The 25,322-nt window shown below is 44.3% G+C and carries 22 protein-coding genes and 1 other annotated feature; of the genes, 3 read left to right on the top strand and 19 right to left on the bottom strand.

The window, feature by feature from the left end; all coding sequences use genetic code 11:
- Positions 1–235 precede the first annotated feature (235 nt).
- The 15 genes from tig to CYL18_RS00035 form a co-directional block, all read right to left on the bottom strand.
- Positions 236–1,525 (bottom strand): trigger factor, encoded by a 1,290-nt coding sequence (gene tig, locus CYL18_RS00105; RefSeq protein WP_104847441.1) that lies wholly within the window; start codon positions 1,523–1,525, stop codon positions 236–238.
- 170 nt (positions 1,526–1,695) lie between these two features.
- Positions 1,696–2,679, bottom strand: coding sequence for a tetratricopeptide repeat protein (locus CYL18_RS00100; RefSeq protein WP_161497046.1), 984 nt, complete (start codon positions 2,677–2,679; stop codon positions 1,696–1,698).
- 161 nt (positions 2,680–2,840) lie between these two features.
- Positions 2,841–3,755, bottom strand: a complete 915-nt coding sequence (locus tag CYL18_RS00095) for a class I SAM-dependent methyltransferase (protein WP_104847439.1) — start codon at positions 3,753–3,755, stop codon at positions 2,841–2,843.
- A 442-nt stretch (positions 3,756–4,197) separates the two neighbouring features.
- The gene (gene leuD, locus CYL18_RS00090; protein ID WP_104847438.1) at positions 4,198–4,785 is read right to left on the bottom strand and encodes a 3-isopropylmalate dehydratase small subunit; all 588 of its coding nucleotides are present in this window, start codon (positions 4,783–4,785) and stop codon (positions 4,198–4,200) included.
- A 1-nt stretch (position 4,786) separates the two neighbouring features.
- Positions 4,787–6,208 (bottom strand): 3-isopropylmalate dehydratase large subunit, encoded by a 1,422-nt coding sequence (leuC, locus tag CYL18_RS00085; protein ID WP_104847437.1) that lies wholly within the window; start codon positions 6,206–6,208, stop codon positions 4,787–4,789.
- A gap of 37 nt (positions 6,209–6,245) precedes the next feature.
- Positions 6,246–7,355 (bottom strand): 3-isopropylmalate dehydrogenase, encoded by a 1,110-nt coding sequence (leuB, locus tag CYL18_RS00080; RefSeq protein ID WP_104847436.1) that lies wholly within the window; start codon positions 7,353–7,355, stop codon positions 6,246–6,248.
- 22 nt (positions 7,356–7,377) lie between these two features.
- A complete protein-coding gene (locus CYL18_RS00075; RefSeq protein WP_104847435.1) occupies positions 7,378–8,916 on the bottom strand; it encodes a 2-isopropylmalate synthase in 1,539 nt (512 codons plus the stop codon).
- Positions 8,903–9,934 carry a ketol-acid reductoisomerase gene (gene ilvC / locus CYL18_RS00070; RefSeq protein WP_104847434.1) on the bottom strand — a complete coding sequence of 344 codons (1,032 nt, stop codon included), beginning with the start codon at positions 9,932–9,934 and terminating at the stop codon, positions 8,903–8,905. Before ilvC ends, CYL18_RS00075 begins: the two co-directional genes overlap by 14 nt.
- Before the next feature lie 22 nt (positions 9,935–9,956).
- Complete coding sequence (ilvN, locus tag CYL18_RS00065) at positions 9,957–10,475, bottom strand: acetolactate synthase small subunit (protein WP_104847433.1); 519 nt, start codon at positions 10,473–10,475, stop codon at positions 9,957–9,959.
- On the bottom strand, positions 10,472–12,199 hold the full coding sequence (gene ilvB, locus CYL18_RS00060; RefSeq protein WP_104847432.1) for an acetolactate synthase large subunit: 1,728 nt from the start codon (positions 12,197–12,199) through the stop codon (positions 10,472–10,474). The genes ilvN and ilvB overlap by 4 nt, the downstream gene beginning before the upstream one ends.
- Before the next feature lie 99 nt (positions 12,200–12,298).
- Positions 12,299–12,544, bottom strand: a binding site (T-box leader).
- 290 nt (positions 12,545–12,834) lie between these two features.
- Positions 12,835–14,673, bottom strand: coding sequence for an ABC transporter ATP-binding protein (locus tag CYL18_RS00055; protein ID WP_104847431.1), 1,839 nt, complete (start codon positions 14,671–14,673; stop codon positions 12,835–12,837).
- On the bottom strand, positions 14,666–16,393 hold the full coding sequence (locus CYL18_RS00050) for an ABC transporter ATP-binding protein (RefSeq protein WP_104847430.1): 1,728 nt from the start codon (positions 16,391–16,393) through the stop codon (positions 14,666–14,668). Before CYL18_RS00050 ends, CYL18_RS00055 begins: the two co-directional genes overlap by 8 nt.
- A gap of 107 nt (positions 16,394–16,500) precedes the next feature.
- Positions 16,501–17,847, bottom strand: coding sequence for an APC family permease (locus CYL18_RS00045; protein WP_104847429.1), 1,347 nt, complete (start codon positions 17,845–17,847; stop codon positions 16,501–16,503).
- 293 nt (positions 17,848–18,140) lie between these two features.
- A complete protein-coding gene (locus CYL18_RS00040; RefSeq protein WP_104847428.1) occupies positions 18,141–18,941 on the bottom strand; it encodes a GNAT family N-acetyltransferase in 801 nt (266 codons plus the stop codon).
- Positions 18,942–19,043: 102 nt separating this feature from the next.
- Positions 19,044–20,042, bottom strand: a complete 999-nt coding sequence (locus CYL18_RS00035) for an LLM class flavin-dependent oxidoreductase (RefSeq protein WP_104847427.1) — start codon at positions 20,040–20,042, stop codon at positions 19,044–19,046.
- Positions 20,043–20,185: 143 nt separating this feature from the next.
- On the opposite strand from CYL18_RS00035, the gene CYL18_RS00030 reads away from it, so the two are divergent.
- Positions 20,186–20,455: a DUF1292 domain-containing protein gene (locus CYL18_RS00030; protein ID WP_104847426.1), complete on the top strand. Its 270-nt coding sequence runs from the start codon at positions 20,186–20,188 to the stop codon at positions 20,453–20,455.
- A gap of 153 nt (positions 20,456–20,608) precedes the next feature.
- Here the strand turns inward: CYL18_RS00030 and CYL18_RS00025 are convergent, their stop codons facing one another.
- Both CYL18_RS00025 and CYL18_RS19140 read right to left on the bottom strand, forming a co-directional pair.
- Positions 20,609–21,121, bottom strand: coding sequence for a hypothetical protein (locus CYL18_RS00025; RefSeq protein WP_104847425.1), 513 nt, complete (start codon positions 21,119–21,121; stop codon positions 20,609–20,611).
- Between the two features lie 114 nt (positions 21,122–21,235).
- On the bottom strand, positions 21,236–21,391 hold the full coding sequence (locus CYL18_RS19140) for a hypothetical protein (RefSeq protein ID WP_161497045.1): 156 nt from the start codon (positions 21,389–21,391) through the stop codon (positions 21,236–21,238).
- 352 nt (positions 21,392–21,743) lie between these two features.
- Between CYL18_RS19140 and CYL18_RS00020 the strand changes: the two genes are divergently transcribed.
- Positions 21,744–23,303 (top strand): esterase/lipase family protein, encoded by a 1,560-nt coding sequence (locus CYL18_RS00020; RefSeq protein WP_104847424.1) that lies wholly within the window; start codon positions 21,744–21,746, stop codon positions 23,301–23,303.
- A gap of 110 nt (positions 23,304–23,413) precedes the next feature.
- On the opposite strand, the gene CYL18_RS00015 is transcribed toward CYL18_RS00020, so the two are convergent.
- Positions 23,414–24,160, bottom strand: coding sequence for an SDR family NAD(P)-dependent oxidoreductase (locus CYL18_RS00015; protein WP_104847423.1), 747 nt, complete (start codon positions 24,158–24,160; stop codon positions 23,414–23,416).
- A gap of 277 nt (positions 24,161–24,437) precedes the next feature.
- Here CYL18_RS00015 and CYL18_RS00010 point away from each other — a divergent pair, with 277 nt between their 5' ends.
- Complete coding sequence (locus tag CYL18_RS00010; RefSeq protein ID WP_104847422.1) at positions 24,438–24,782, top strand: TM2 domain-containing protein; 345 nt, start codon at positions 24,438–24,440, stop codon at positions 24,780–24,782.
- 140 nt (positions 24,783–24,922) lie between these two features.
- On the opposite strand, the gene CYL18_RS00005 is transcribed toward CYL18_RS00010, so the two are convergent.
- On the bottom strand, positions 24,923–25,138 hold the full coding sequence (locus tag CYL18_RS00005) for a hypothetical protein (RefSeq protein WP_104847421.1): 216 nt from the start codon (positions 25,136–25,138) through the stop codon (positions 24,923–24,925).
- Between the last annotated feature and the right edge of the window lie 184 nt (positions 25,139–25,322).

Genomic DNA, 25,322 nt, shown 5'->3' with positions numbered 1-25,322 from the left:
ATAGGTACATAATATCCATTCTGGCCGACTTTCAATCCTCTAATTCAAAAATGGAATCATATGTATTTCAATTATTTAGAATTAATCTACACTTTATTCAGAAAAAAAGCAATTATGTATACTCAAAAACATTTCGATATCGAAAGTCGATTTTTAGCGAGATTTGCAAATATGATATGTATAAAACAAGGTACGATAAGTTAAATCGCACCTTGTTTCTATGATTATATATGGATTAAGCTTCTACAGTTTTGCTGTTGTCAACCAATACATCGATTGCTTTTCTAACAATCAAGTCGCCTTTAACACTTTCAGTGCCGCCTAGCGCTTGGATGATTTGCTCAGCAGATAAGCCGTATTGCTCAGACATTGTTTGAACTTCAGCGTTGATTTCTTCTTCGCTTACTTCGATGTTCTCTGCTTTTCCGATAGCTTCAAGAGTAAGATTGATGCGTACGCGCTTTTCAGCTTCCTCTTTCATTTGCTCTTTAAGAGCTGCTTCGTCTTGTCCAGAGAATTGGAAGTACATATCAAGAGTCATACCTTGCATTTGAAGACGTTGACCGAACTCTTGAACCATGCGATCTGTTTCTGTATCGATCATAGCTGCTGGAATGTCCATTTCAGCATTTTCTGCTGCTTTCTCGATAACTGTATCTTTTACATGGTGCTCAGCATCATGGTTTTTCTTTTCTACTAAACGGTTTTTGATTTTTTCTTTAAGAGCGTCTAAAGTTTCAACTTCTTCGTCTACATCTTTCGCAAACTCATCATCAAGTGCTGGAAGCTGTTTTGTTTTGATTTCGTGAATTTTCACTTTGAATACAGCAGGTTTACCAGCTAGTTCAGCAGCATGGTATTCTTCTGGGAAAGTAACTTCCACATCTTTTTCTCCGCCTGTTTCAAGACCAACCAATTGATCTTCAAAACCTGGGATGAAAGAGTTAGAACCAAGTTCCAATGTGTAGTTGTCAGCTTTTCCGCCTTCGAAAGCTTCGCCGTCAACGAATCCTTCAAAATCAAGAACAACTGTGTCGCCTTTTTCTGCTGCGCCTTCTTCTTTAATAACAAGCTCAGCATTGCGCTCTTGCATTTGTTTGATTTCTTCGTTTACTTCTTCATCAGTCACTTCAGTGTCAAATTTAGTCACTTCAAGACCTTTGTATTCGCCAAGTTTTACTTCAGGCTTCACTGTAACAGTCGCTTTGAAGATAAGAGCTTGACCTTTTTCCATTTGTTCAACGTCGATTTCAGGGCGATCTACCGGCACGATAGCTGTTTCATCAATCGCTGCAGCATATGCTTCAGGCAAGATGAAATCAAGCGCATCTTGGTAAAGAGATTCTACGCCGAATTTCTTTTCAAATAAAGAACGTGGCATTCTTCCTTTACGGAAACCTGGAACTTGTACTTGTTTAACAACTTTTTTGAACGCAGAGTCTAATCCTTCGTTCACTTTTTCAGCAGGAACTTCAACGGTTAAGACGCCGCGGTTACCTTCTAGCTTTTCCCATTTTGCAGACATGGTTTTCCCTCCAACTATATATATTTCCTAATAAATCGTCTTTTTTTAATACTGGCAAATATGGAACCAGATATATAGATCCTTAGGCCGCACAGGCCTTTGCCTGTACACATGCATATTGCAACCATTATATTATAACATACGTTTTCCACGTTTCAACACTTCGGCCTTCAAATAACAGGGAAAGTAATGCTTTCCAAATTTCTTATTTCTTCTAATATCCCTTTTATCTCTTCCTCCGGCTCATCCGAAACAAGCCCATAGGCTTCTTCGACCAGTCTCTCATAAGCTTTTCCCCAAATCGACAAATGATCGATATTTAATGGATAAAGGAGAATATTGTGCCGTTTGACCATCTCCATCGCTTGTTCATACATAATAGGGTCATTATGTTCAAGCTTCTCACTCAATTCCTTCTGCAGCTCCATCAGGAACCTGGTCTCTTCAGGCTTTGGAAGATCCTCTATGTTCACTGTCCATCTTTGCCCAAATTTGTTCAATTCAACCGTCCTATTTACTTCTTGTTCCCGCAAGAGCGAGAGCACGAGCGTCTTAAGAAATGGATGCTTTTCTTCTATTAAGTATTGGCATAGTGCATCAGCCCACGGACGTATGTTTTGGTTAGATAAGGAAGATAATATGTATAATTGTTCTTCAATTGTTCCAGCCTCAAGAATTCGCACAACCTCTGCTTCATCAATCGGCAGTCCCTCTGTCGGTGAAGGCTGGGAGGAATCCTCTTGCTGCCCGACAATCCTCTTGCTCATCAAGAGCAGATTCTCAAGCGATTCAACCCTCTCTGGCGGAACTTGATCCTCATCAAATAACGCTTCAATCACTGCTGCGATTTCCTCATGTTCATTTAATTGGAGAAGTATCATCAAATAAATATTAATCACATGAAAATAGTCGCCGATGCCCTGGTCCATCATCCGCTTGACAATTTCCTTCGCCTCTTGATAGCGGCCCAGCTCGACCAATGATAATGCCAGACCCAAATTAATATCCTCATGGTCTGGTTCCATCTGAATTCCTTGGTCAAAATACCGAAATGCTTCTTTGTAATTTTTGCCCTCCATTGCCTCCATGCCCTTTTTCATCAACAGCTCGCTCAGATGCGGAAAGGGAATTATTTTGTGTTCGTTTTTCTCCATATTGTACCGCCTCGAAAAATAAATTAATTGAAGTAAGTGTAGCATGCCTTTCTGTGAAAAACAAAACATTGTCGAAACAGAAGACCCACATGAGCAGGTTCGATAAAAATAAAAAGTAAAAAGCCTCCGCCATCTATAGACGGCAGAGACAAAGTTACCCATTATTTCTTCACAGCATGCATGAAGTGAACCGTTTCAAAGGCTTTTAAATAATCATGTCGATTATTAAAAAAACTCATTTGAATATCTTCTGGAGACAAATGTTCATATATCAACAAGCCAGCTTCTCCTAGCAATGATTCCATTTCTTTATACGTGAAATGAGATTTCATCGGCTCACCACTAGCTGCCGCCAATTTGACCATATTTTCCACGCGATTTGATAACCCTTTTTCCGTAAAGAGGTTTTCATCAGCATAATCAAATACAATTGAGCTACCTTCAGGCATTTCTTTCAAAAGGTTCATCAGTAGTCCCTTCAGGTCATCCTTTGACAAATAATATGAAACACCTAATAAGCTAAAGAAGGTTTTCTCTCGTTTCACTCCGTTTTCAAATAGAAAGTCGGCTGAAATTTTCTTTGTGAAATCACAAGGAATAAAATGCAAATTAGATAGCACGTGTAAATTAGATTCTTTTAACTTATTTAGTTTAAATTGTTGTGTTGCAGGAAAATCAACTTCATAAATGGAAAGATCATATTCAAGTTGCGGGTGGCGTAAGGCAAAAGTGTCCATGCCCGCGCCTAAAACAATATATTGAGTAACCCCCAAAGAAACTTCGTGCAGGAGCACCTTTTCACAGAATGCAGCACGCGCTAACGGTGTAGGAGAAAGCTGTATTTGGGTAACCCATTTTAAGATTTCATCCGGTTGATTTTTTAACTTGCCAGCCATTTCTGGATTAAAAAAACTTATACCCTTTATCATATTCATTTTTATAGCTTCAAATTCCTGTTTAGACAGTAGTTTAGGGGCTATAAAATCATCAAAAATAACAGGGGTATCAAAGAGATGATGATATGCGCGGCCAAAAGCAGAAATTAAGGATGTCATACTTGCTTCATTTGATTTCATAAATAAAACCCTCCGTAGATATATTCACAGAACGATTTTATTTTAACATAGAAATTTTTCATTATAACATATAAAATATTTTTTGTCAATACATTTATGCACTTAAGTATTTTTCCCTCCGCGCATTTCCTTTCTTCCTTTAGACTGATTTAAGCATCAATAATTCCTTTTTAAATAAATCATTTATCCAGATAATGGACAGCAAGCTGACCATTACAAAAAAATTCACACAACACGGCGGATATGTGAAAAATAACCGTTTCTTAAAACCCACTTGATTCAGCTAACTAATAGCAGAGCAATATCTATTCTCCTTCGGTGAAGAAAAAAGTAATCTGCCAAGCACTCTCTAGCTCCTACCTAAAGAGAAATCTGAAAGGAAAATAAAAACAGGCGGAAAATGACTCTCCGCCTGCACCGTTAATCATTATTTCAGACTCTCCTAGACAAACAGCCTTTCTTCATATTCCTTAATGGAATCCTCGTATTGCAACGTCAAAGATATTTCATCCCAGCCATTTGTGAGCATGTTCTTCCAGTATGGATGGATGTCAAATGACACCGAGAATCTATCCCCGGCAGTGAGTTTCTGTTCCGGCAAGTCAACGGTTATCTCGTTCTTTTCAGCGCGAATATGCTCCTTCAGTGCAGCGAGCGTTTCTTTTGGGAGCGTGATGGGCAGAATGCCATTTTGCAGGCAGTTCTGATGGAAAATATCCGCAAACGAAGAAGCGATAACGACTTTAAAGCCATAATCACCGAGCGCCCATGGAGCATGCTCCCTTGATGAACCGCAGCCGAAGTTTTCACCAGCTACCAAAATAGTCGCCCCGCGGTTCTCCTCCTGGTTCAGCTCAAAGTCCGGGCGTTCAACATTTTCCGCTTCGTAACGCCAATCGTAGAATAGGAAGCGGCCGAATCCTGTCCGTTCAATTCTCTTCAGAAATTGTTTCGGGATAATTTGGTCAGTGTCCACATGATCTCGGTCCATAATGACTGGCTTGCCTGTATAAATCGTCATTTGCTCCATCTTAACTCACACTCCCTTCACTGATGATACCTTCAAGTTCCCTCACATCTACAAATCGGCCATATAGCGCTGCCGCTGCAGCCATTTTCGGGCTGACGAGATGTGTCCTTGCTCCCGACCCTTGCCTGCCTTCAAAATTACGGTTAGAGGTGGAGGCACAATGCTCTCCAGGAGGGACGACATCCGGGTTCATGCTCAGACACATGCTGCAGCCTGCTTCCCTCCATTCGAAGCCTGCCTCCTTGAAGATGATGTCTATCCCTTCCTCTTCTGCTTTCTTTTTGACTCTTTGGGAGCCTGGAACGACCAACGCACGTACACCCTCTGCGACTCGTTTGCCCCGGAGCATCTCAGCAGCCTCCCTTAAATCCTCCATGCGCGAATTTGTACACGAGCCAATGAAGACATGCTGGACAGGAATCTCTTTGATTTCCTGTCCTTCCTGAAGCCCCATATACTCGAGCGCCCGTTTCAAGGAGCGTGCGGCTGATTCATCAAGGTCAGAAGCAACTGGGACATGCCCATCTACCGGACTGCACATACCAGGATTTGTACCCCAGCTGACCATTGGCGAGATATCCTCACCGCGAATCTCAATGACTCTGTCATAATCTGCATCCTCATCACTGGCGAGCGCTGCCCATTCATTCCTATAACGTTCGAATTCATCTGGCTTTGGTGCATATTTCCGCCCCTTCATATAAGAAAAGGTTGTCTCATCCGGGCTGACGAGACCAGCGCGCGCTCCTCCTTCAATCGTCATATTGCAGATGGTCATGCGCTCTTCCATAGACATTTGGCGGACCACATCACCCGCATATTCTAAGATATGCCCGGTGCCAAAATGGACGCCATTTTGCGAAATGATATAGAGAATGACATCCTTAGCTGTCACTCCCGGCTTCAATTGACCATTGATTTCAACTTTCATCGTTTTAGGCTTGTTCTGCCAAATCGTTTGAGTAGCGAGTACATGCTCTACTTCACTCGTGCCAATCCCAAAGGCCAAGGCACCAAAGGCACCATGTGTCGATGTATGGCTATCCCCGCACACGATCGTCTTCCCTGGCCACGTCAGACCGAGATCCGGACCGATTACGTGAACGATCCCCTGGTCTTCACTATCAAGTCCTGCAAGCGGCACCCCAAACTCACTGCAATTTCGCTCCAGAGCACTCATTTGCCTCTTCGCGACTTCATCGGTTACAACAAAGCGGTTGATTGTTGGGACATTATGATCCATTGTCGCGAAGGTCAAATCCGGACGACGGACCTTCCTTCCCTTCAGTCTTAAACCTTCAAATGCCTGAGGAGAGGTCACTTCGTGCACGAGATGCAGATCGATGTATAATAAATCTGGTTTGCCCTCCTCTTTGCGAACAATATGTTTATCCCAGATTTTATCAATAATCGATTTCCCCATCGTAATCCCTCCTCATTAAATTTATGGTTGATTCTTTTTATGCATAAGCATCCATGATATGAACAATGGCATCCTTTTGCAGGATCTCCTCTTTAATGGCTTCTACCATCTCAGAGGTTGAATATGGTATTCCACTGCCCGCCAGATCGGCTGTCCTCCTGCCTGAATCAAGAATACTCCTGACCGCCTGCTCCACGGTATCCGCTTCCTCTTCTAATCCAAAGGAATGGCGAAGCATGGATGCACTTGAGAGAATCATCGCAATCGGATTTGCTTTATTCCTGCCGGCTATATCCGGGGCTGAACCATGGATTGGTTCATATAAATGAAGACCGCTCTCAGAAAGACTGGCGGAAGGCAGCATGCCAAGCGACCCTGTAAGGACACTTGCCTCATCGCTTAAAATATCACCAAACATATTCTCCGTGACAATCGTGTCAAATTGTCTTGGATTCTTAATTAATTGCATCGCCGCATTATCGACAAGCATATGCTCGAGGGTCACTTCGGGATAATCTTTTGCCACTTCTTCGGCGACCTCTCGCCACATACGGCTCGACTCCAGGACATTCGCTTTATCCACCGATGTGACCTTTTGGTTGCGGGTGGAAGCCAATTCAAAGGCGAGCTTCATAATCCGCTTCACTTCCTCGCGCTCATAATAGAGGGTATCCACTGCCGCCTCCATGCCATCCCGATACGTTCTCTCACTCGGTTTCCCAAAATAAAGACCACCTGTCAATTCCCTGACAATCAAAAAGTCCGTTTCTTCGATGATTTCTTTCTTTAGCGGGGAAGATTCTAACAAACTCGCATAATAGTTGATTGGACGCATATTGGCATAAAGGTTCAATTCCTTGCGTATTTTCAGCAAGCCTTGTTCCGGCCTATATTCAGGGGGATTTTGATCCCATTTCGGACCGCCGACTGCTCCAAGCAAGATCGCATCACTTTGCCTGCAAAGGGCAAGCGTTTCATCCGGAAGAGGATTGCCGTGACGATCAATCGCGGAACCTCCTATCTGCCCGTAACGAAAGGTGAATTTATGTCCATACCGTTCCCCGATAGCTCCGAGGATTTCGACCGCTCCCTTTGCCACTTCCGGCCCGATACCGTCGCCTGGTAATACAGCAATGTTCTTTTTCATTTCGAAATCCTCCTTCTAAGGTTTAGTTCATCAAAGCAATTGACGTTCTTTCTTCCGTCATGATTGCCCGGTTAATGGCATTTAAGTAAGCCTTCGCAGACGCCTCTAAAACATCCTGAGCCAATCCTCGGCCGCTTGTCTCAACACCCTCATACAACACCTTCACGAATACTTGGGCAAGCGCGTCCCGCCCGGCTCCAACTGACTGTATGCGGTAATCCTTTAATGTGACCGGTTTATTTATGCAGCGCTCAAGTGTGTTATACAAAGCCTCGATGCTTCCTGCACCCGTCCCGGCTTCCTGGATTGTTTCATTATCCATGCCTGAGAGCGTGACCGTTGCTGTTGGGATTTGGTTTGTTCCATATTGGACCTGGATGGAGACCAACTCATAATAGCCTCCCTCTTTCGTCACCTTCTCCTCGAGCACGAGTGCGACGATATCATCATCTGTCATCTCTTTCTTGCTGTCTGCAAGATTCTTAAACACCTTGAATAATTGATTCATCTCTTCATCCGATACGGTGAACCCCAGCTCTTTGATCTTCGTGCGGAAAGCATGCCGGCCGGAATGCTTTCCGATTACCATCGAATTGGAGCTTAGCCCCACTGTTTCTGGCTCAATGATTTCATAGGTCGTTTTCTCTTTCAGCACACCATCCTGATGAATACCGGATTCATGCGCAAAGGCATTCTGACCGACAACCGCCTTGTTTGGAGGGATAACCATGCCCGTTAATTTGCTCACAAGCTCACTCGTCCGCTTGATTTCACTTAGCACAAGCCTGGATTCTGCTTGATAGAAATCTTTTCTTGTATAAAGGCCCAGCACGACCTCTTCTAAAGCCGTATTGCCGGCACGCTCTCCAATCCCATTAATTGTTCCTTCAATCTGGGTTACGCCCGCAAGGATAGCAGCCATGGAATTGGCAGTTGCCAATCCTAAGTCATCATGACAATGGGCTGATAGCTTAACGCGCCCGATAGATGGCACATGATTTTGCAGGTACGTAAACACTTCTGCATATTCCCGCGGCGTGATGTAGCCGACTGTATCAGGAATATTGATAATTTCCGCTCCTGCCTGAATGGCCTCCTCAATGATTCTAGCGAGAAACGGAAGCTCTGTCCGGCAAGCATCCTCTGCTGACCACTGGACTACTGGGAAGAACTGTTTAGCATATTTAATAGAAGCGACGGCCGCTTCCACAACCTCATCCTCTGTCATCTTTAATTTATATTGCCGGTGTATAGGCGAAGTCGCCAAGAATACATGAATGCGAGGGCTTGCTGTGTTCTTCAAGGCTTGCCAAGCTGCATCAATATCCGATTGGGCAGAGCGGGCTAGCGCTGTCACCGTAGAGCCCTTTACCATCTCGGCTATCTGCTTGACGGATTCAAAGTCTCCTTGGGAAGCAGCCGGGAAGCCAGCCTCAATAATATCGACGCCAAGTCTCTCTAGCTGTCTTGCAATCTCGATTTTTTCCATACTGGTCAAGGTAACGCCAGCAGACTGTTCCCCATCCCTTAACGTGGTGTCAAATATCTCAATTTTTCGCACTCGTCACCACTTCCTTCTGCTTCTTTTGCTGCTCATTGATGAACGGCATCATTTGGCGCAGCTCCCTGCCTACTTGTTCAATCGGATGTGCATTTTCCTGTGCTTGAGTCGCATTGAAGACCGGTCTGTTCACCTGGTTTTCAACCAGCCAGCCTTTTGCGAAAGTACCATTTTGGATTTCCTTCAGAACTTCTTTCATTTCTTCCTTTACTTGAGGTCCCACAACGCGCGGACCGGATACGAAGTCTCCCCATTGCGCTGTGTCAGAAATGGAATAGCGCATGCCTTCCATTCCGCCTTCATACATAAGGTCAACGATTAATTTCAGTTCATGCAAGCATTCGAAGTAGGCAAGCTCCGGCTGATAACCCGCTTCTGTCAAAGTTTCAAAGCCCGCTTTCACAAGGGAGGTTAATCCTCCGCATAACACAGCTTGCTCCCCGAACAGATCCGTTTCTGTTTCTTCCTTAAAGGATGTTTCTAGCGCACCTGCTCTTAATGAACCAATTCCCTTCGCATAGGCTAGTGCCAATTCGCTCGCCTCACCTGATACATCCTGATGGATGGCAAACAATGCCGGTACCCCTGCCCCTTGTTCATACGTTCTTCTAACCAGGTGACCCGGTCCTTTTGGAGCAACTAAGGATACATCCACATAGGATGGCGGGACGATTTGATGGTAGTGCACGTTAAACCCGTGAGCGAACATTAAGGTATGCCCTTCACGCAAGACCGGTTCGATTTCAGCTTTGTAGACTTTCGTTTGGTGCTCATCCGGAAGGAGAATCATGATGACATCCGCTTCCTCACTCGCCTCCCTGACAGATTTCACATCGAATCCATCCTCACTCGCTTGATCCCAGGATTTTCCCGGCCTTAGACCAATGATGACATCCATTCCGCTGTCCCTTAAGTTTTGGGCATGAGCATGCCCTTGTGAACCATATCCCACGATTGCGATTTTCTTCCCTTGCAATACCGCTTCATTTGCTTCATTTTGATAGTACATTTTTGCCATAATTAATCTCTCCCTTTCATTATTAGACGATTGAATAATTGCGATTTCCTTGATCTGCGGGCTGTGTGCCTCGCGCAAAAGCAGTTGTGCCTGTTCTGGCAATCTCTTTAATCCCATATGGCTTGATTAGTTCTAAGAAAGCTTCAATCTTATTCGTCTCTCCTGTAAGCTGAATGACGAGGCTATCTTTGCCAATATCGATGATGGAAGCTCGAAACGGCTCAATCAGTGAATAAATTTCACTTCTCGTTGCTGGCAATACGGCTACCTTCACCAAGGCAAGCTCTCTGGCGACAACCGATTGATCCGTTATATCCTGAACCTTGATAACATCGATTTGTTTATTTAACTGCTTGGTGATTTGCTCGGCAATCTGGACACTCTCTACGTTTACGATACAAGTGATTCTCGACCTGTCCTCAATCTCCGAATGCCCTACCGTAATGCTCTCAATATTGTAATTCCGCTTAGAGAACAGGTTCGTGATCCGGTTCAATACACCGGGTCTGTTCATAACGGTCAGTGTTATGATTCGTCTCATCTCTTCTTCACTCCCACCATCTCGTTGATTCCCTTGCCCGGGGCAATCATGGGGTACACATTCTCTTCTGGTTCTACAAATACATTAATCAAGACCGGCTTATGCTCTGGAAATTCTTCTGTAAAGGCTTGCTTCACTTCCTCTTCCGTCCTTGCGTCAATCCCTTTGATTCCGTATGCTTCTGCCAGCTTGCTGAAGGAAGGCTGTGAAGCAAAGACACTCTGTGAATACCTGGAATCATAGAAGATTTCCTGCCACTGTCGAACCATCCCCAACGAACCGTTGTTCAAGATAATGATTTTAATAGGGAGGTTATGCTCCGCAATGACTCCAAGCTCTTGAATGGACATCTGCACACCCCCATCCCCATTGATGGAAATGACCAAATCATCCGGTTCAGCCATTTGGGCGCCAATAGCCGCAGGTAAACCAAAGCCCATCGTGCCAAGGCCTCCTGAGGTTACCCAAGCATTCGGCCTTTTGAACGGATAATACTGCGCCGCCCACATTTGGTGCTGCCCGACATCTGTCGTCACGATTGCATCACCCTTGCTAAGCTCATAAATCAGCTCCATGACACGCTGCGGTTTTAATGCCTTTGATTCTTCTTTTTCATAGTGATACGGTGACTCCTCAAGCCATGCATGAATTTGCTTTCTCCACGGCTCACTATCCGAGCGTTTGCCATTTTGCTTTACGAGCTGAAGGAGTGCCTGCTTCGCATCTCCCACGACCGGAATCGCGGTTGGAACATTCTTGCCGATTTCCGCCGGGTCAATATCAATATGGGCCACTGTCGCATATGGAGCAAATCTCGATAAGTTACCTGTCAGCCTGTCATCAAAACGGGCACCGATATTGATGAGAAGATCACATTCATACATGGCCATATTGGCTGCATAGATGCCATGCATCCCGCCCATTCCAATATAGAGCGGATGGTCCGGCGGGAAGGTACCAAGGCCAAGCAATGTGTTGACGACCGGAATTTGCTGCTGCTCTGCAAACTCCAGCAGCTGCTTAGAAGCTTTTGCATGCAAGACGCCAGCTCCTGCTAAGATTAGCGGTTTCTTGCTTGAGCTAACAGCCTCGACAAGCCGCCTGATCTGCAAATAATTCGGCTCAGTTGTAGGCTGATAACCCGGAAGCGAGATACTCTCAGGCTCCACTTCCACATCCCCAAGTGCGGCAATGTCTTTCGGTATATCAATCAGGACTGGACCTGGTCTGCCTGTAGAAGCAATATAGAATGCTTCTTTCACTATTCGAGGGATATCTTTCGTATCCCGAATCTGATAATTATGTTTCGTTACCGGAGTGGTGATTCCAACGATATCTGCCTCCTGGAAAGCATCAGTTCCAATAACCCCTGTTCCTACCTGGCCGGTAAAAATAACGAGCGGCAAAGAGTCCATCATCGCATCCGTTATGCCTGTGACAAGATTCGTTGCACCTGGTCCTGAAGTTGCAATCACTACCCCAGGCTTACCGCTTATTCTTGCGTACCCTTCTGCCGCATGAATGGCTCCTTGCTCATGCCGGGATAACACATGTTTCATTCCGGCATGATAGAGAGAATCGTAAATGGGTAAAACGGCTCCTCCTGGATAACCAAATAATACTTCCACTTCCTGCCTCTTCAATGCATTAATCAACATCTCCGCTCCGCTGATCCTTGAGTTAGACTGCACTTCCTTTTCAGCAAGAGCTGCTTTTTCCATCATGGAATCTCCCTCCCGATTTGTGTAATCTCTTACCGCCAGGCTCAATTTCTTGTGAGAATAAAAAAAGCCTTTTCATCCCTGACGTCTCTTCAATGAAACGCAAGGGATGAAAAGGCTTATCTCCTCTCCATGGTACCACCCTCATTCATGGCAAAATCTAAATCGCCATGCACTCGAATTCTTTGGTAACGGGTTTTGGTTATAAAACCCGGCCTGTATTACTCTCATGTTTCACACAGGCACTCCAAGGTGAGTTCATAGATGGAAACAGCACCGGCTCTCAGCTCCCCCGGCTCTCTGTATCTGTTCGCCCCATCTACTACTTATCCTTTTCATTGATTTAATACATATATATATACATAGAAAAATCTGTTTAATTTACTAAATATAAGGAACTTTGTTGTTGAAACTTATAATACGACCTTCCCGAGGAAGAGTCAACTGATTTTTCATAATTATTAGATAATTTAGTTTATTCAAAAATCTTTGTAATCGTTTTCATTCTTGATATGAAGCCATTTGATTAAAATAAAAATTTTCTAGTGATTTTTTTGCCCCTCTACCAATGCTAGTCAAAAGACAGCCTCCTCAAAAATGCACGCTCCCGAAACAGGAGCATGCATTCCCTTAACTTCCTATGAAGTTTGCACATTCTTGAACTGGCTTTCATACATATGGCGGTATTGCCCATTTTGGTTGATCAATTCCTGATGACTCCCCTGTTCCTTAATACGACCGTCATCAATGACCATAATAGTGTCAGCTTCACGGATAGTCGATAACCGGTGGGCAATCATAAAGCTTGTTCTGCCAGCCATGACTTTGCGCATTGCATTCTGGATGGCAAGCTCCGTTCTCGTATCAACACTGCTGGTCGCTTCATCAAGAATCAGAATGGCCGGATCAGAGAGAATGGCTCTAGCAATCGCTAGCAGCTGACGCTGTCCTTGACTAAGATTCCCCCCGCTTTCTGAAAGCATGGTTTCATACCCCTTAGGCAGCCTTGTGATGAAATAATGAGCATTGGCCATTTTAGCTGCTTCCACCACTTCATCATCGGTTGCCTCAAGCCGGCCATATTTGATATTCTCCTTGATTGTCCCTGTAAACAAATACGTATCCTGAAGAACGATGCCAAATGTGTTGCGCAGGCTCTCTCGCGTGAAATCACGGATATCCGTTCCGTCAATCGTAATGCGTCCTGCCCCGACATCATAAAAGCGTGTCAATAAATTAATAATCGTTGTTTTGCCTGCTCCGGTCGGACCAACGAGCGCAATATGGCTGCCCGCTTTAGCCTCGAAGCTTATGTTGTTCAGGATAGGAGAATCCTTTTGATAACCAAAGCTGACCCGTTCAAAGCTTACCCTTCCTTCCGCTCGGGATAGCTCGTCCGCACCAGGCTTATCCGCCAGCTCTTCTGTCTCGTCAATAACCTGAAACACACGCTCAGCACCGGCAACCGCTGATTGAAAAATATTAAAGATATTGGCCAAATCATTTAATGGCCGTGTAAATTGCCGTGAATAACTGATAAAGGCAGCAATGACTCCAACCGTAATCGAGCCATTAACAGCCAAAACTCCTCCGACAATCGCCACAGAGGTCAGCCCTAAGTTATTGATGACATTCATGATTGGCATGAGAAAGCCAGACCAGATTTGAGCCTTGCGCCCTGATTCGAACAACTTGCCGTTAATCGCATCAAAGGTGAAAATGACCTCATCTTCATGGTTAAATGCCTTCACAATCAAATTGCCGGAAATCGACTCTTCAATATGCCCATTAAGTCGGCCTAAATGCTTTTGCTGCTCCCTAAAGAGAATCCTTGTCCTTTTAGCGATTGTTTTTGTCAGTAAATACATAAGGGGGATTGTCACGCATGCCGCCAATGTCAATATCGGACTGAGCACGAGCATCATAACAAAGGAGCCCGTGATGGTAATGACCCCGCTCATCAGCTGGGTCGTCGACTGGGAGATACTTGTGCTGACATTGTCGATATCATTCGTCACACGGCTCATCATGTCGCCATGAGTGTGTGTATCGTAATAGGATATCGGCAATTTATTCAGCTTACGGAACAAGGATTCCCTCAAAGACCGGACAACACGCTGGGAGATTCCCGCCATCATCCAGCCTTGCAAAAGTGTAGAGACTCCATCTGTCACGTACACGACTGCGAGAATAATAACAAACCAATGCAGGAGAGAAAGGTCAACCTGCCTCCATTCAAGGGAGTCCACCGTCCTCCCAATCCAATAGGGGACAAATAAGCTGACGGCAGCACTTATGACCACAAAGAGAAGGACAATCCACAGGCTTCTTTTCTCGCTCCCGAAATAACCCCATATGCGCTTCAATGTCCCGCTAAAATCCTTTGGCTTTTCAACAGCCGCAAATCTCGCTCCCCCATGCCCTCTTGGCGGTCCAGTTGGAAGCGTTCCTTTATTCTGGTTAGTTGACTCAGCCACTAGTTTCCATCTCCGTTCCTAATTGGGATAGGATAATCTCCTTATAGACAGGATTGTCCTTGGCCAATTCCTCATGCTTGCCAGCGCCGGCAATTTTCCCATTTTCCATGACGATGATAAGGTCTGCATCCATGATTGAGGTGATTCGCTGAGCAATTAGGAAGACGATTTTCTTCTTTCTGTCCTCACGCAGCGCCTCCTTTAACCGTTGTTCAGTCACGGCATCTAGGGCGCTTGTCGAATCATCCAATATGAGAATGGGCGCATTCTTCAATAATGCACGAGTGATTGACACCCGCTGTTTCTGCCCTCCTGAAAGGTTCACACCGCCTTGGCCAAGCTGCGTATCATACCCATCCGGCAAACGAGAGATAAAGGCATCAGCCTGCGCGATTCTTGAAGCATGCTGGATATCTTCCATACCAGCATCCGCTTTCCCCCATAGAATATTTTCTTTGATGGTACCCGTAAAGAGAGTAGATTTCTGCGGAACATAAGCAATTTGGTCACGCAATTGTTTCAAATCCATCGAATGAATATTTTCGCCGTTTATGTAAATTGACCCGCGGGATGGTTCATACAGCCTTAGAAGCAAATTCACCAGACTGCTCTTCCCCGCACCTGTGGACCCAATAATTCCAACCGTTTCTCCCGGACGAACGTGTAACGATACATCCTTTACGACATAATCCTCTGTGCCATGATAGGAAAAACTGACATGGTCAAACATAACTCCTTCCTGCCGGATGCTGGCATCTTGCGCTTTCATCCCGGATACGTGATTCGTCCCTAAGACTTCACTAATCCTGCCGGCGGAAACACGCGCGCGGACAAACATATTGAAAATCATCGTAATCATCATCAAGCTTATTAGGATTTGGGTCATATAGTTCACATAAGCGACCACTTCACCCACCTGCATTTGTCCATCATTAATATTCCAGCCGCCAGCCAGCAACACTAGCACAATGCCGAAATTGACCGTGAGGGATATCCCCGGACTAAAGATAGACATGATTCGCATGGCTTTCGTGGATGTACCGAATAATTGCTCATTTTTCTCATCAAATCTTGACTGTTCGAAAGGTCCGCGATTGAATGCCCGGATAACCCGAATGCCTGAGAGAAATTCCCTCACCACACCATTGAGCTGATCCGTCGCTTTTTGGACACGCATAAAGAACGGCAGACTGATTCTCATGTTTAGGATGATAATCAGCGCGACTATCGGGATAACAATAAGAAGCACCCAGGAGATGGATGCATTAAGCCTTACCGCCATAAAGATACTTCCCAAACAGACAAGCGGCGCCTTCACCATAATCCGCATTAATCCATTCACGAACATCTGTACCTGATTGACATCATTCGTCAGCCTGGTCACAAGTGAGGATGCCTCAAATTGATTCATTTCTTCAAGTCTCAAGGAATGGATTTTCCGGTATAAGTCTGAACGAAGCTCAGCACCGAGCCTTTGTGACAGATTGCTAGAAATGATATTCCGAATAATGGCTCCAAGTGCACCAATCCCTGTTACAAGAAGCATCATCCCGCCCATATCGAGAACATATTGAAGATCATTGTTGGCAACACCATTATCAATAATGGAGGCCAATATCGTAGGAAGAAGCAAGTCGCAAATCGCCTCTATCATTAAAAAAACAATGGCTATCGAAAATAAAAAACCATACTTCTTTATATACTTCTTATAATGCCTCATTCATTCACCCTCTTCCTGCTGACACATATGCATACCCTTATTTTGCTAAATTCCTATTCATCATACAAGCAAAAAAGCCCGGAACTAATTGTCCCGGACTTTCTTAGTTAATTATTTTGTTTTTTCAAATACATATATACTGGGTATCCGATAGCTGTAATAGCTAACCCAATTAATGAATAGAGCGTGTCACTAACGATTGTGCAAACCAATATATAGACGCCGCCTATTATGCCAACAAGCGGCACAATCGGATACAGCGGCACGCGATAGGTCGGCACTAGATCTGGGCGTTTCTTACGCATAACGAATACACCATAAATAGCGAGCACAAAGAAAATCCAAACGGCAAATAATGCTAGAGTTGATAAAGTATTGAATGACCCTGAGAATATATAAATAATAGCAATCGCCACTTGGAAAATGTAAACGTTAATTGGTGTGCTCGTACGTTTCTCAACGCGGCCAATGATATGGTGGAACGGGAAAATCTTATTCTCCGCCATAGCAAACGGTACACGCACAGTCGTCATCAGGTACCCATTTAACGTTCCAAAGATCGAAATCAGAATTCCGATTGAAATGAGCATAGAACCAGCGCTGCCGAATAAGATTTGGGCAGCATCAGAGGCCACATTCTCCGCCCCAACGATTTCCGCTGGAGTTAACACGGATAAGAATGCAACATTGATTAAAACATAAGCCGCAATAATAATCATCATTCCAAAGAAAATGGAGCGCGGCAAGTCACGTTTAGGGTCTTTCATCTCACCCGCCATATTGCCCACACTAATCCATCCTTCATAAGCAAAAAGCGTCCCGAGCATAGCTACACCAAACGTTGCAAAGGAAAACCCATGGACTGGTTCCCCAGAGAAAACAGGGGTAGCTTCATTAACGCCGTGGATAATACCAAAGATGATGATAAAAGCAATGGGAATCATTTTAGCAATCGTTGCAATGAACTGTATCCGGCTTCCGAGCTTTGTCGAAATGACATTCAGCACCGTCACAAAGAGTAAGATACCAATCGCCAACGCTTTTTGCTGGCCACTTGACATTGGGATGAAATAAGTGGCCTGAGTCGCAAAGACAATGCAAAGCGCCGCCACAATCGCCGGCCCATAAATCAATGCTTGCACCCAGCCAAATAAAAAGGCAATCTTCTCACCATATAATTCTTTCAAATAGGCAAACACGCCGCCCGTGTGAGGGATTGCTGATCCAATTTCCGCTAACGTCAGAGCGGCTGCCATCGTCAGCAAACCTCCAAGCAGCCATGCCAGCACGGCTGCTATTGCCGAACCTGCACTATCCATTACTGGAGTTGCCTTGAAGAAAATCCCGGAACCAATAACCACGCCAACCACAATGGTCAAGGCTTCCTTCATGCCAATTTCCTTCTTTAACACTGCACCTGCTGCATACATCTCTTTCTCTTGTTGTTTTTGCATGAACCCTATTTCCCTCTCAAAATTATTTGTAAATAATTTATTTCTCACTAGATTTTATCACGATATTTAATATAAATCCTTAAAAACTATAACTTGGTAAATTTTTATCTTATCAGAAAATTGCCATTTAAAACTATATTCTATTTTCAATTCACTTGATACCTGAAAATATGACAAAAGCTGCCTTGACCCTTACTCAAAAGAGAAGAATCATAGGCAGCCTCTCAATTCGTATGATAGATTGAGGAATATATTATTATAGAATAGTATTACTCAGCAAATTAGATGAACAATCAATGATGATAAATATTCATGACCCAAAAACCAATATCCTGAAAACCTAGTTTTTTATAAATCGTTCCGGCATCAGGATTATCATAGAATAGGCATAATTCCTTGCCCTCCCCCAGCAGCTCCTCACACAGCGCCACCATACATGCACTAGCCATTCCTTTCCTCTTATAATCCGGATGGGTCGCAACTCCAACGACCATGGCGGAGAGAGAGTTCTCGGCTGTTGTTGAAGCGGTAGAAACGAATCGGCCTTCCCTTTCAATATAAAACGTCCTGGCTACTCCGCTCTCAAGGGCTTCCCGCTTATTCTTCTCGGAAATGATAGAATCGGCAAATTCGGGAATGGCCTGCAGCAAGTCAACTAGACGCTTCGCGTCATCCGGTACGGCCAATCGCACCTCTGATACATCCACATCATCAAGGTTAACCTTCAACTCTGTACATTTCGCATAATAAAACTTTCTTTTTCGCTTCAGCTTATTTGTCAGGTATGGTTCAATCTTTGCCGTGCAGCGCTCCAAGCCGGATAAAAAGGAGAACTGGTCATCCGCTTCGATAATCCGGGCAAATCCCTGTGCATCAAATTCCTCTGTTTTAGCATACGGAATATAGTTTTCACGATATTTCAGCAAAACGGCCATCAGTTCATTCTGATCATTAAATTCTCCCCATACTTGCTGGAATTCCTGCTCATACCCATATGCTTCAATATCACCGATGATGAACAAATTCTCGGCAGCTTCCCCTTTTATCAGACGAAAGCATGCTTCATGGTCCTGCTTATCCAATCTCCGAATCATCCGAAATCCCCCAATCCCAAAGCAAACGGTTTATTTTTCCATCCATTATAAAACAATAAAAAAGGCGATGGAACCCCCTTCGAAGGATTCCATCGCATTCTTTTATTCGCTCGTAATCTCTTTCAAGATTTCATAGGAGCGCTTTTGCTTATCAGGATCAAAAATATAGGAAATAGCCATAATCTCATCCACATTGTGAGCCTCCTGGAAATCAGAAAGCTGGGTTCTGACAGAGTCCTTGGAGCCAATCAAGGAAACGCTTGTCATTGCTTGAGCCATTTGTTTTTCGCCAGGTGTCCATAAACCATCCATTGTATCTACCGGCGGGCTTAATGGATTTTTCGAGCCGCGGACGACATTCAAGAAGAACTGCTGCAGCGTCGTTGACTCATACAAGGCTTCCTCATCCGTTTCAGCCGCGATGACATTAAGACAAACCATCATATATGGCTTATCCAGATACTTCGATGGCTGGAATCTATTTCGATAGATAGAAATCGCCTCCTCCATATAACGAGGGGCAAAATGGGCCGCAAAGACATATGGAAGGCCCAACTTAGCGGCAAGGACGGCCGATTCTGTTGAGGATCCGAGAATGAAAACGGGAATGTTCGCGTCTGCACCCGGGTAAGCTTTTACCGCTCCTTGTTCATCCTCCGGACCGAAATAGGTTAAGATCTCCTCCACATCGGCCGGGAAAGTATACACCGAATTATGATTCGATCTGCGCAGGGCCCCCGCAGTGAGCATATCTGTCCCTGGAGCGCGTCCCAGCCCAAGATTCAAGCGGTTCGGATAAATGGCCTCCATGGTGCCAAATTGCTCCGCCACAACGAGCGGGGAATGATTCGGAAGCATGATTCCCCCTGACCCTACCTGAATTTTATCTGTATGTTCAAGCACATGCTTTATCAAGATTGCAGTGGCTGAGCTGACCAGTGTAGGTGTATTATGATGCTCAGCTACCCAATATCGGGTATATCCCATCTTCTCAACAGCCTGGGCCAAATCGACTAAGGAATCAATCGCTTCCTTCGTTCCCTCCCCGCTTCTAATTGGCGCGAGATTCAGCACCGAGACCGGTATGTGTATAGTTGACATGTAGGCACAACCTCCTGCTAGTTATTTCCATTCAATAGTATCAATATCTTTCCCGTATGAGAAATGTAATGCTTGTCAGATTTGTTTTTTCTCATCGTAACCGTTATACTATTCGGACAAAGCACATAAAGGAGACTAGTACTATGAGCAAAATTGAAATCGGAGAAATCCTTTTACTTGAAGGTGAAGACGGCCAGGATCAAGAAATTGAAATCCTAGGTACACTTGACGTTGACGGAGCAGAATATGCGGTCGCAGGACTTGTAGAAGAAATCAAGCGCGAAACAGATGAGGATATGGAAATCTTCTTCTTCCGTGTCGATGATGAGGGCGAGCTGCATGAAATAGAATCTGATGAAGAATTCCAAAAGGTAGCGAGCGTACTTGAAAACAATTTAAAGCATGACCATTAAGAAACCAGGCCATGAACGACAAAAGGGATTGAGAATAAACATTCTCAATCCCTTTTTATTTCATTGTCGAAAAGCCTCTAGGAAACCTCTCATACATGAGCGTCTGCCCTAGACTAATAGCGCATAATTATCTTTACTGACGCAACGGCCGATTTAGGAAACTTTCGCTTCCTCCTTAAAGGACCGGGTATATTGCGGTAATATAACCTTCCAAAACAGCAGGCCATTCGCAATCACCAAAAGACCAAAGAAGCCTCTTGCAATCCATTCCGGAACCAGCAGGGCGATTCCGTTCATATCCCCGCCTCCAAACAATCCGCAAAGAACGCTCAGATATACGGGGTCAAGCAGAAGCAGGGTGATTGTCACATAATACATGATTGCCCGGAAAATCTTAGAATGCGACCTGCAAATCATGGGGCTTGCAAAAACCATTGCATAACCGATAATCAGCGTGCTGATCGCACCTGCCAGGCAAAAAATCCCCATTTGCAGATCGGTCATCTGCGTGTTGTACACATCGATCTGAATGCCCAGACCCATAAAATTGATTGTTTTGAACACTCCCATAGAAAGTGCGGCAATCAGATGGGCACCTTCATGGACAATGTAGTACACAATCAATGCTGCAAAAAGCGCTGTATATTGTCTTATTCGTTTATTCATAGTTGTTGGTATCTCCTTGGTGTAATCGTTATTCAATAGATTATAAATTATTTGTTCCTCATAGTACCGACGAATATCCGCTGGTTTACCTCCCTAAAGCATTCTTTGCAGTATTCAGCCAGAGAAACTATGGTCTTCAAGAAAAGCATGCCCGCAATCAAGCCTGACAGTCCGGCAATTTTGAATCAGCGCCTGCACTCTTTCAGCATCTTCTTCACTGTTAGCCGCTTTCAGTGTGCCATCGCTTCCGACAACCGCCTTCGCTTTCAAATAAATGGTCTCGCAGTTATCTTTCTAGTCTCATTCTCAACAAATTGTGCAACTGCAGTTATGTAATAGTAAAAATTATATTTAAATATTTTTAACCTGTCAAAACAGCTGTGAAAAGCATACCACGGCATGGGCATGCCCAAATGCTCGTTCGCACTTCTTATATAATCCTATTAAACAAACTAGGATTAATGGGATTCCCCCTTCACTCATCATTATTTGCTTATCTAATATGCTAAACTTTATCCTCCCCGCTTGCCGCCATTTTTGGGTCATTTGTTACAGAATAAGCTACCTCTTCTCTTCATACACTTCCATGTATTCAAAAAAACGAATGATATGGAGGCATTTAATGAACAAAATGATGAGAAAAATTTCAGCTATTTTCCTGTGCTTATTGGTATTCATTCCATACGGGATCTCCTCAGAGGTTTCTGCCGGAAAGCTGATTCCGCCGAGAGAATCCTTTACCCCAGGCGATTGGTTCCTGGGAGACCGCCCGCCAAATTATAATTCATCTAAACCGCCGATTGTCTTTGTCCAAGGGAAGAATGGAAACTCGACCAGCTGGTATGGTGAGACGTCTTACCATGGAGTGAACGATATGTATACAAAAGCGTATGATGCTGGTTACCAAACCGTTTTTGTCCAGCTTTATGATGCGGCGGGCAATGGATCAGAAAATCAATATACGAACGGGCGCCTGCTTGCCTCCATGCTCAGGGAAATATCGCGTCACTTCAACGGCCAGAAGGTTAATATTATCGCCCACAGCAAGGGAGGTCCTGACACACAGGCTGCTCTCATCCACTACGGAGCGCATCAATATGTCGGCAGGGTCGTCACATTAGGCTCGCCGCACCACGGCTCAGAGCTGGCAGACCTGGCGTACAGCTGGTATGCCGGATGGCTGGGAGAACTGCTCGGTCAAAATGATGCAGGCACGTATTCCCTTCAGGTTGGGGAAATGGCGAAATTCCGCTCTGCGACTGACAGCCATACAAACAGAAGTAAAAATAAGTACTACACGATTGCCGGAACTAACCGTGGGCCTGCCTTTTCCGCTCTTGCTTTAGGCGGTGCATATTTAGGTTCCTACGGTGCTAACGATGGGCTAGTCAATGTAACAAGCACAAAGCTGCCGTATAGCACACACTTATTCACAGATAGCACGCTTGACCACGATAATATTCGATTAGGATCGAAGGTATTCTCAAGAATCGAGCCATATTTGCGCACTTCCTCCGTCGCACAAACCAGCTCGTCAGCCGATTCGCTCAAGCAAACCGAAACAGCTATCCAGAGCTCGTCTTCCCGCTACATCCATGGCGGCAGCTTAAGCCAGGGTCAGTTCATTAAACAAGAAATGTATCTGCCTGAAAAAACAACCGGAACCCTCGCTGTCTACACAGCTAGCCCATCTACAGTCGTCGAGCTAGTCTCGCCGGATGGGATCATCATCCCTGCATCGAAGCCAGATGTCGACCAAACCATTTTCTCAGGCGCCAACCTTTATACATTTGACCTTCCTGCTTTCGCCCCTGGCACTTGGACGGTTCAAATGAAAGCAACAGATACAAATGACGCCTACATGCTGGCCTCCACCTTCAACGATGAAGACACGTACGGACTGGAGATGGCCGGAAAAGGCAAAGCAGCTCAAACCGACTTCACAATCCGCACTCCAAAGCAGGCAGGTACAACTAGCTTCTCGATTAAATTTATTGATAGCGATGGCAATCAGCTAAATCATAACACCCAGCCGAAGCCAGTCAGCGGATCGACTTACACCGCCAAGCTTCCGAAGGTATCTAAGCCGGGGGTTTATAATATGACGGTTGATATTAAGACGAAGCATCCGAATGGCAAGGAATCGATAAGGACTTTGGTGCGATCGATTTATATAGATTAAACAAAAGGAAGAGCCTCTTATAAACAAAGAGAGCTCTTCCTTTCTAAATGACAAGCCAAAAACACCTACTGCCATCAGTGGGTGCCCTGCATTATTCACTTTATACTCTATTATTGAGCAGTATATCCGCCGTCTACGACAATCTCCGCCCCTGTCATAAAGGTATTTTCAATGGCGAAAATGATGGCATGCGCGATTTCCTCCGGCTTTCCAAGACGATCAATCCCTTTAGATAGCGGATGAAGTGATTTTAGCATTTCAATCCCTTCAGCTCCTGCAACGTCCTCATTAACCATTCCCGTAATAATATAACCAGGATGAACGCTATTCACACGGATGTTAAATGGAGCAAATTCCAATGCCATGGATTTGGTCATTAATCTTACCGCACCTTTGCTAGTATTGTAGAAACAAGCACCTGCTGAACCTACTAAGCCTAGAATAGAAGAGACATTAATAACCGCTCCGCCCGTGCCTTGCGCAACCATCTGGCGAATCGCTTCACGGCTGCAATAGAATACACCATTTTGGTTAACACCTATGTATTTCTCGTATTCCTCAGTTGAAAGTTCTAGCGTGCTGCCGCCCCCGCCAATTCCCGCATTGGCAACCATAATGTCAAGATGGCCGTATTTTTCAACCACATGTGACACCATTTCTTTTACTTGACCCTCATCTGATACGTCTACTTTAATAAATTCAACGTTTAATTCCCCTGCAGTTTGATTCCCTAGCTCTTCATTGAAGTCTGCAATGACCGGCACTCCTCCTTTGGCAAGAATCGCCTTAACGGCTTCCTTACCAATTCCGTTTGCTCCACCTGTTACGATCGCTACTTTCCCTTGGATTTCAAACATGCTAATATCTCTCCTTTTCCTTTATTATTTCTTTTTGATAAGATATTTTTTCAGAATAATTAATCAATTTATATTTTATCAATATAAAAACGAATAGTCACTAATTCCTCTGTCTTCTAACTTAATAAATTATTATATTAATAAACAGATACAGGCAATATCACCTGCCAGACTACCCTTATCTCTTCCTAAATCTACATATGGACAGGAAAGATATCACTGTATAAAGTACATATTAAACACTATTTTTTCATCCATATAGGGGGATTCATATATTATGAGGCACTACGGGTATTACCCAGCAAGAAGGAAATCAACAGGGATTGCCTATATTTTATGGCTCTTTTTAGGCTATTTAGGGGCACACCGATTTTATTTGCGAGATTACGGAATGGGTATTTTCTACCTTTTCACAGGCGGAGGATTCATGATTGGCTGGTTTATTGACCTATTTCGCATCGGCAATATGGTCGACATCTATAACTACCGATATGCACAGGCACCCATTCATCATGCAGGCGGATACGGAAACACGTACAATAACACCAAAAATATCAACAATACCTTTATCATTAATAATATGATGAAAGACGTAACCAAGGTTGATATCCAGGATAAATAGAGGATTTTCAGATCATTCAACTTTTTAATTGAGTCATATCCGTATCGGTATGACTCTTTTTAATTTGGCGGCCGCTATAAAGGCTTAAGCAAAACTATAATGAAAAACCTAGAATCCCAAAGCTTCAAACAATCAGATTATCAGTCAATCCCGCCGCCACCGGAATCGCTGCTGTCAAAACTAGCGGAGTAATTATAATCATTGCCAGCTGCTTCTGATTTGGAAGATTGGTTTTTATCTTCATCAGCTAAATCAGCTGTAAATATGATAGGGTTAAACGCACCACTATCTGACGTGTCTTTGTTAAGCTGCTTTCCATTCGTCTTTCCCTTCTTCTTTCGAAACCAATTAAACACAAGCATCACTCCTTTTGATATGACTCTTTATACAATTCTTTAAAACTAGTATAAATCCTTCTTATGCTGAACCGCTTTTTAGCTGCATAACAAAAAAAGAGCTGATCTGAAGTGCACCCCAAATGTTAGACAAATCATCTAACATTTGGAGGTGCTTTTCTTTTGGCTAAATTCACTGAAGAGG

Source organism: Pradoshia eiseniae, from assembly GCF_002946355.1.
GTDB lineage: Bacteria > Bacillota > Bacilli > Bacillales > Pradoshiaceae > Pradoshia > Pradoshia eiseniae.
The sequence above is the reverse complement of the archived record's forward strand: the minus strand, read 5'-3'. Positions and strand labels throughout refer to the sequence as shown.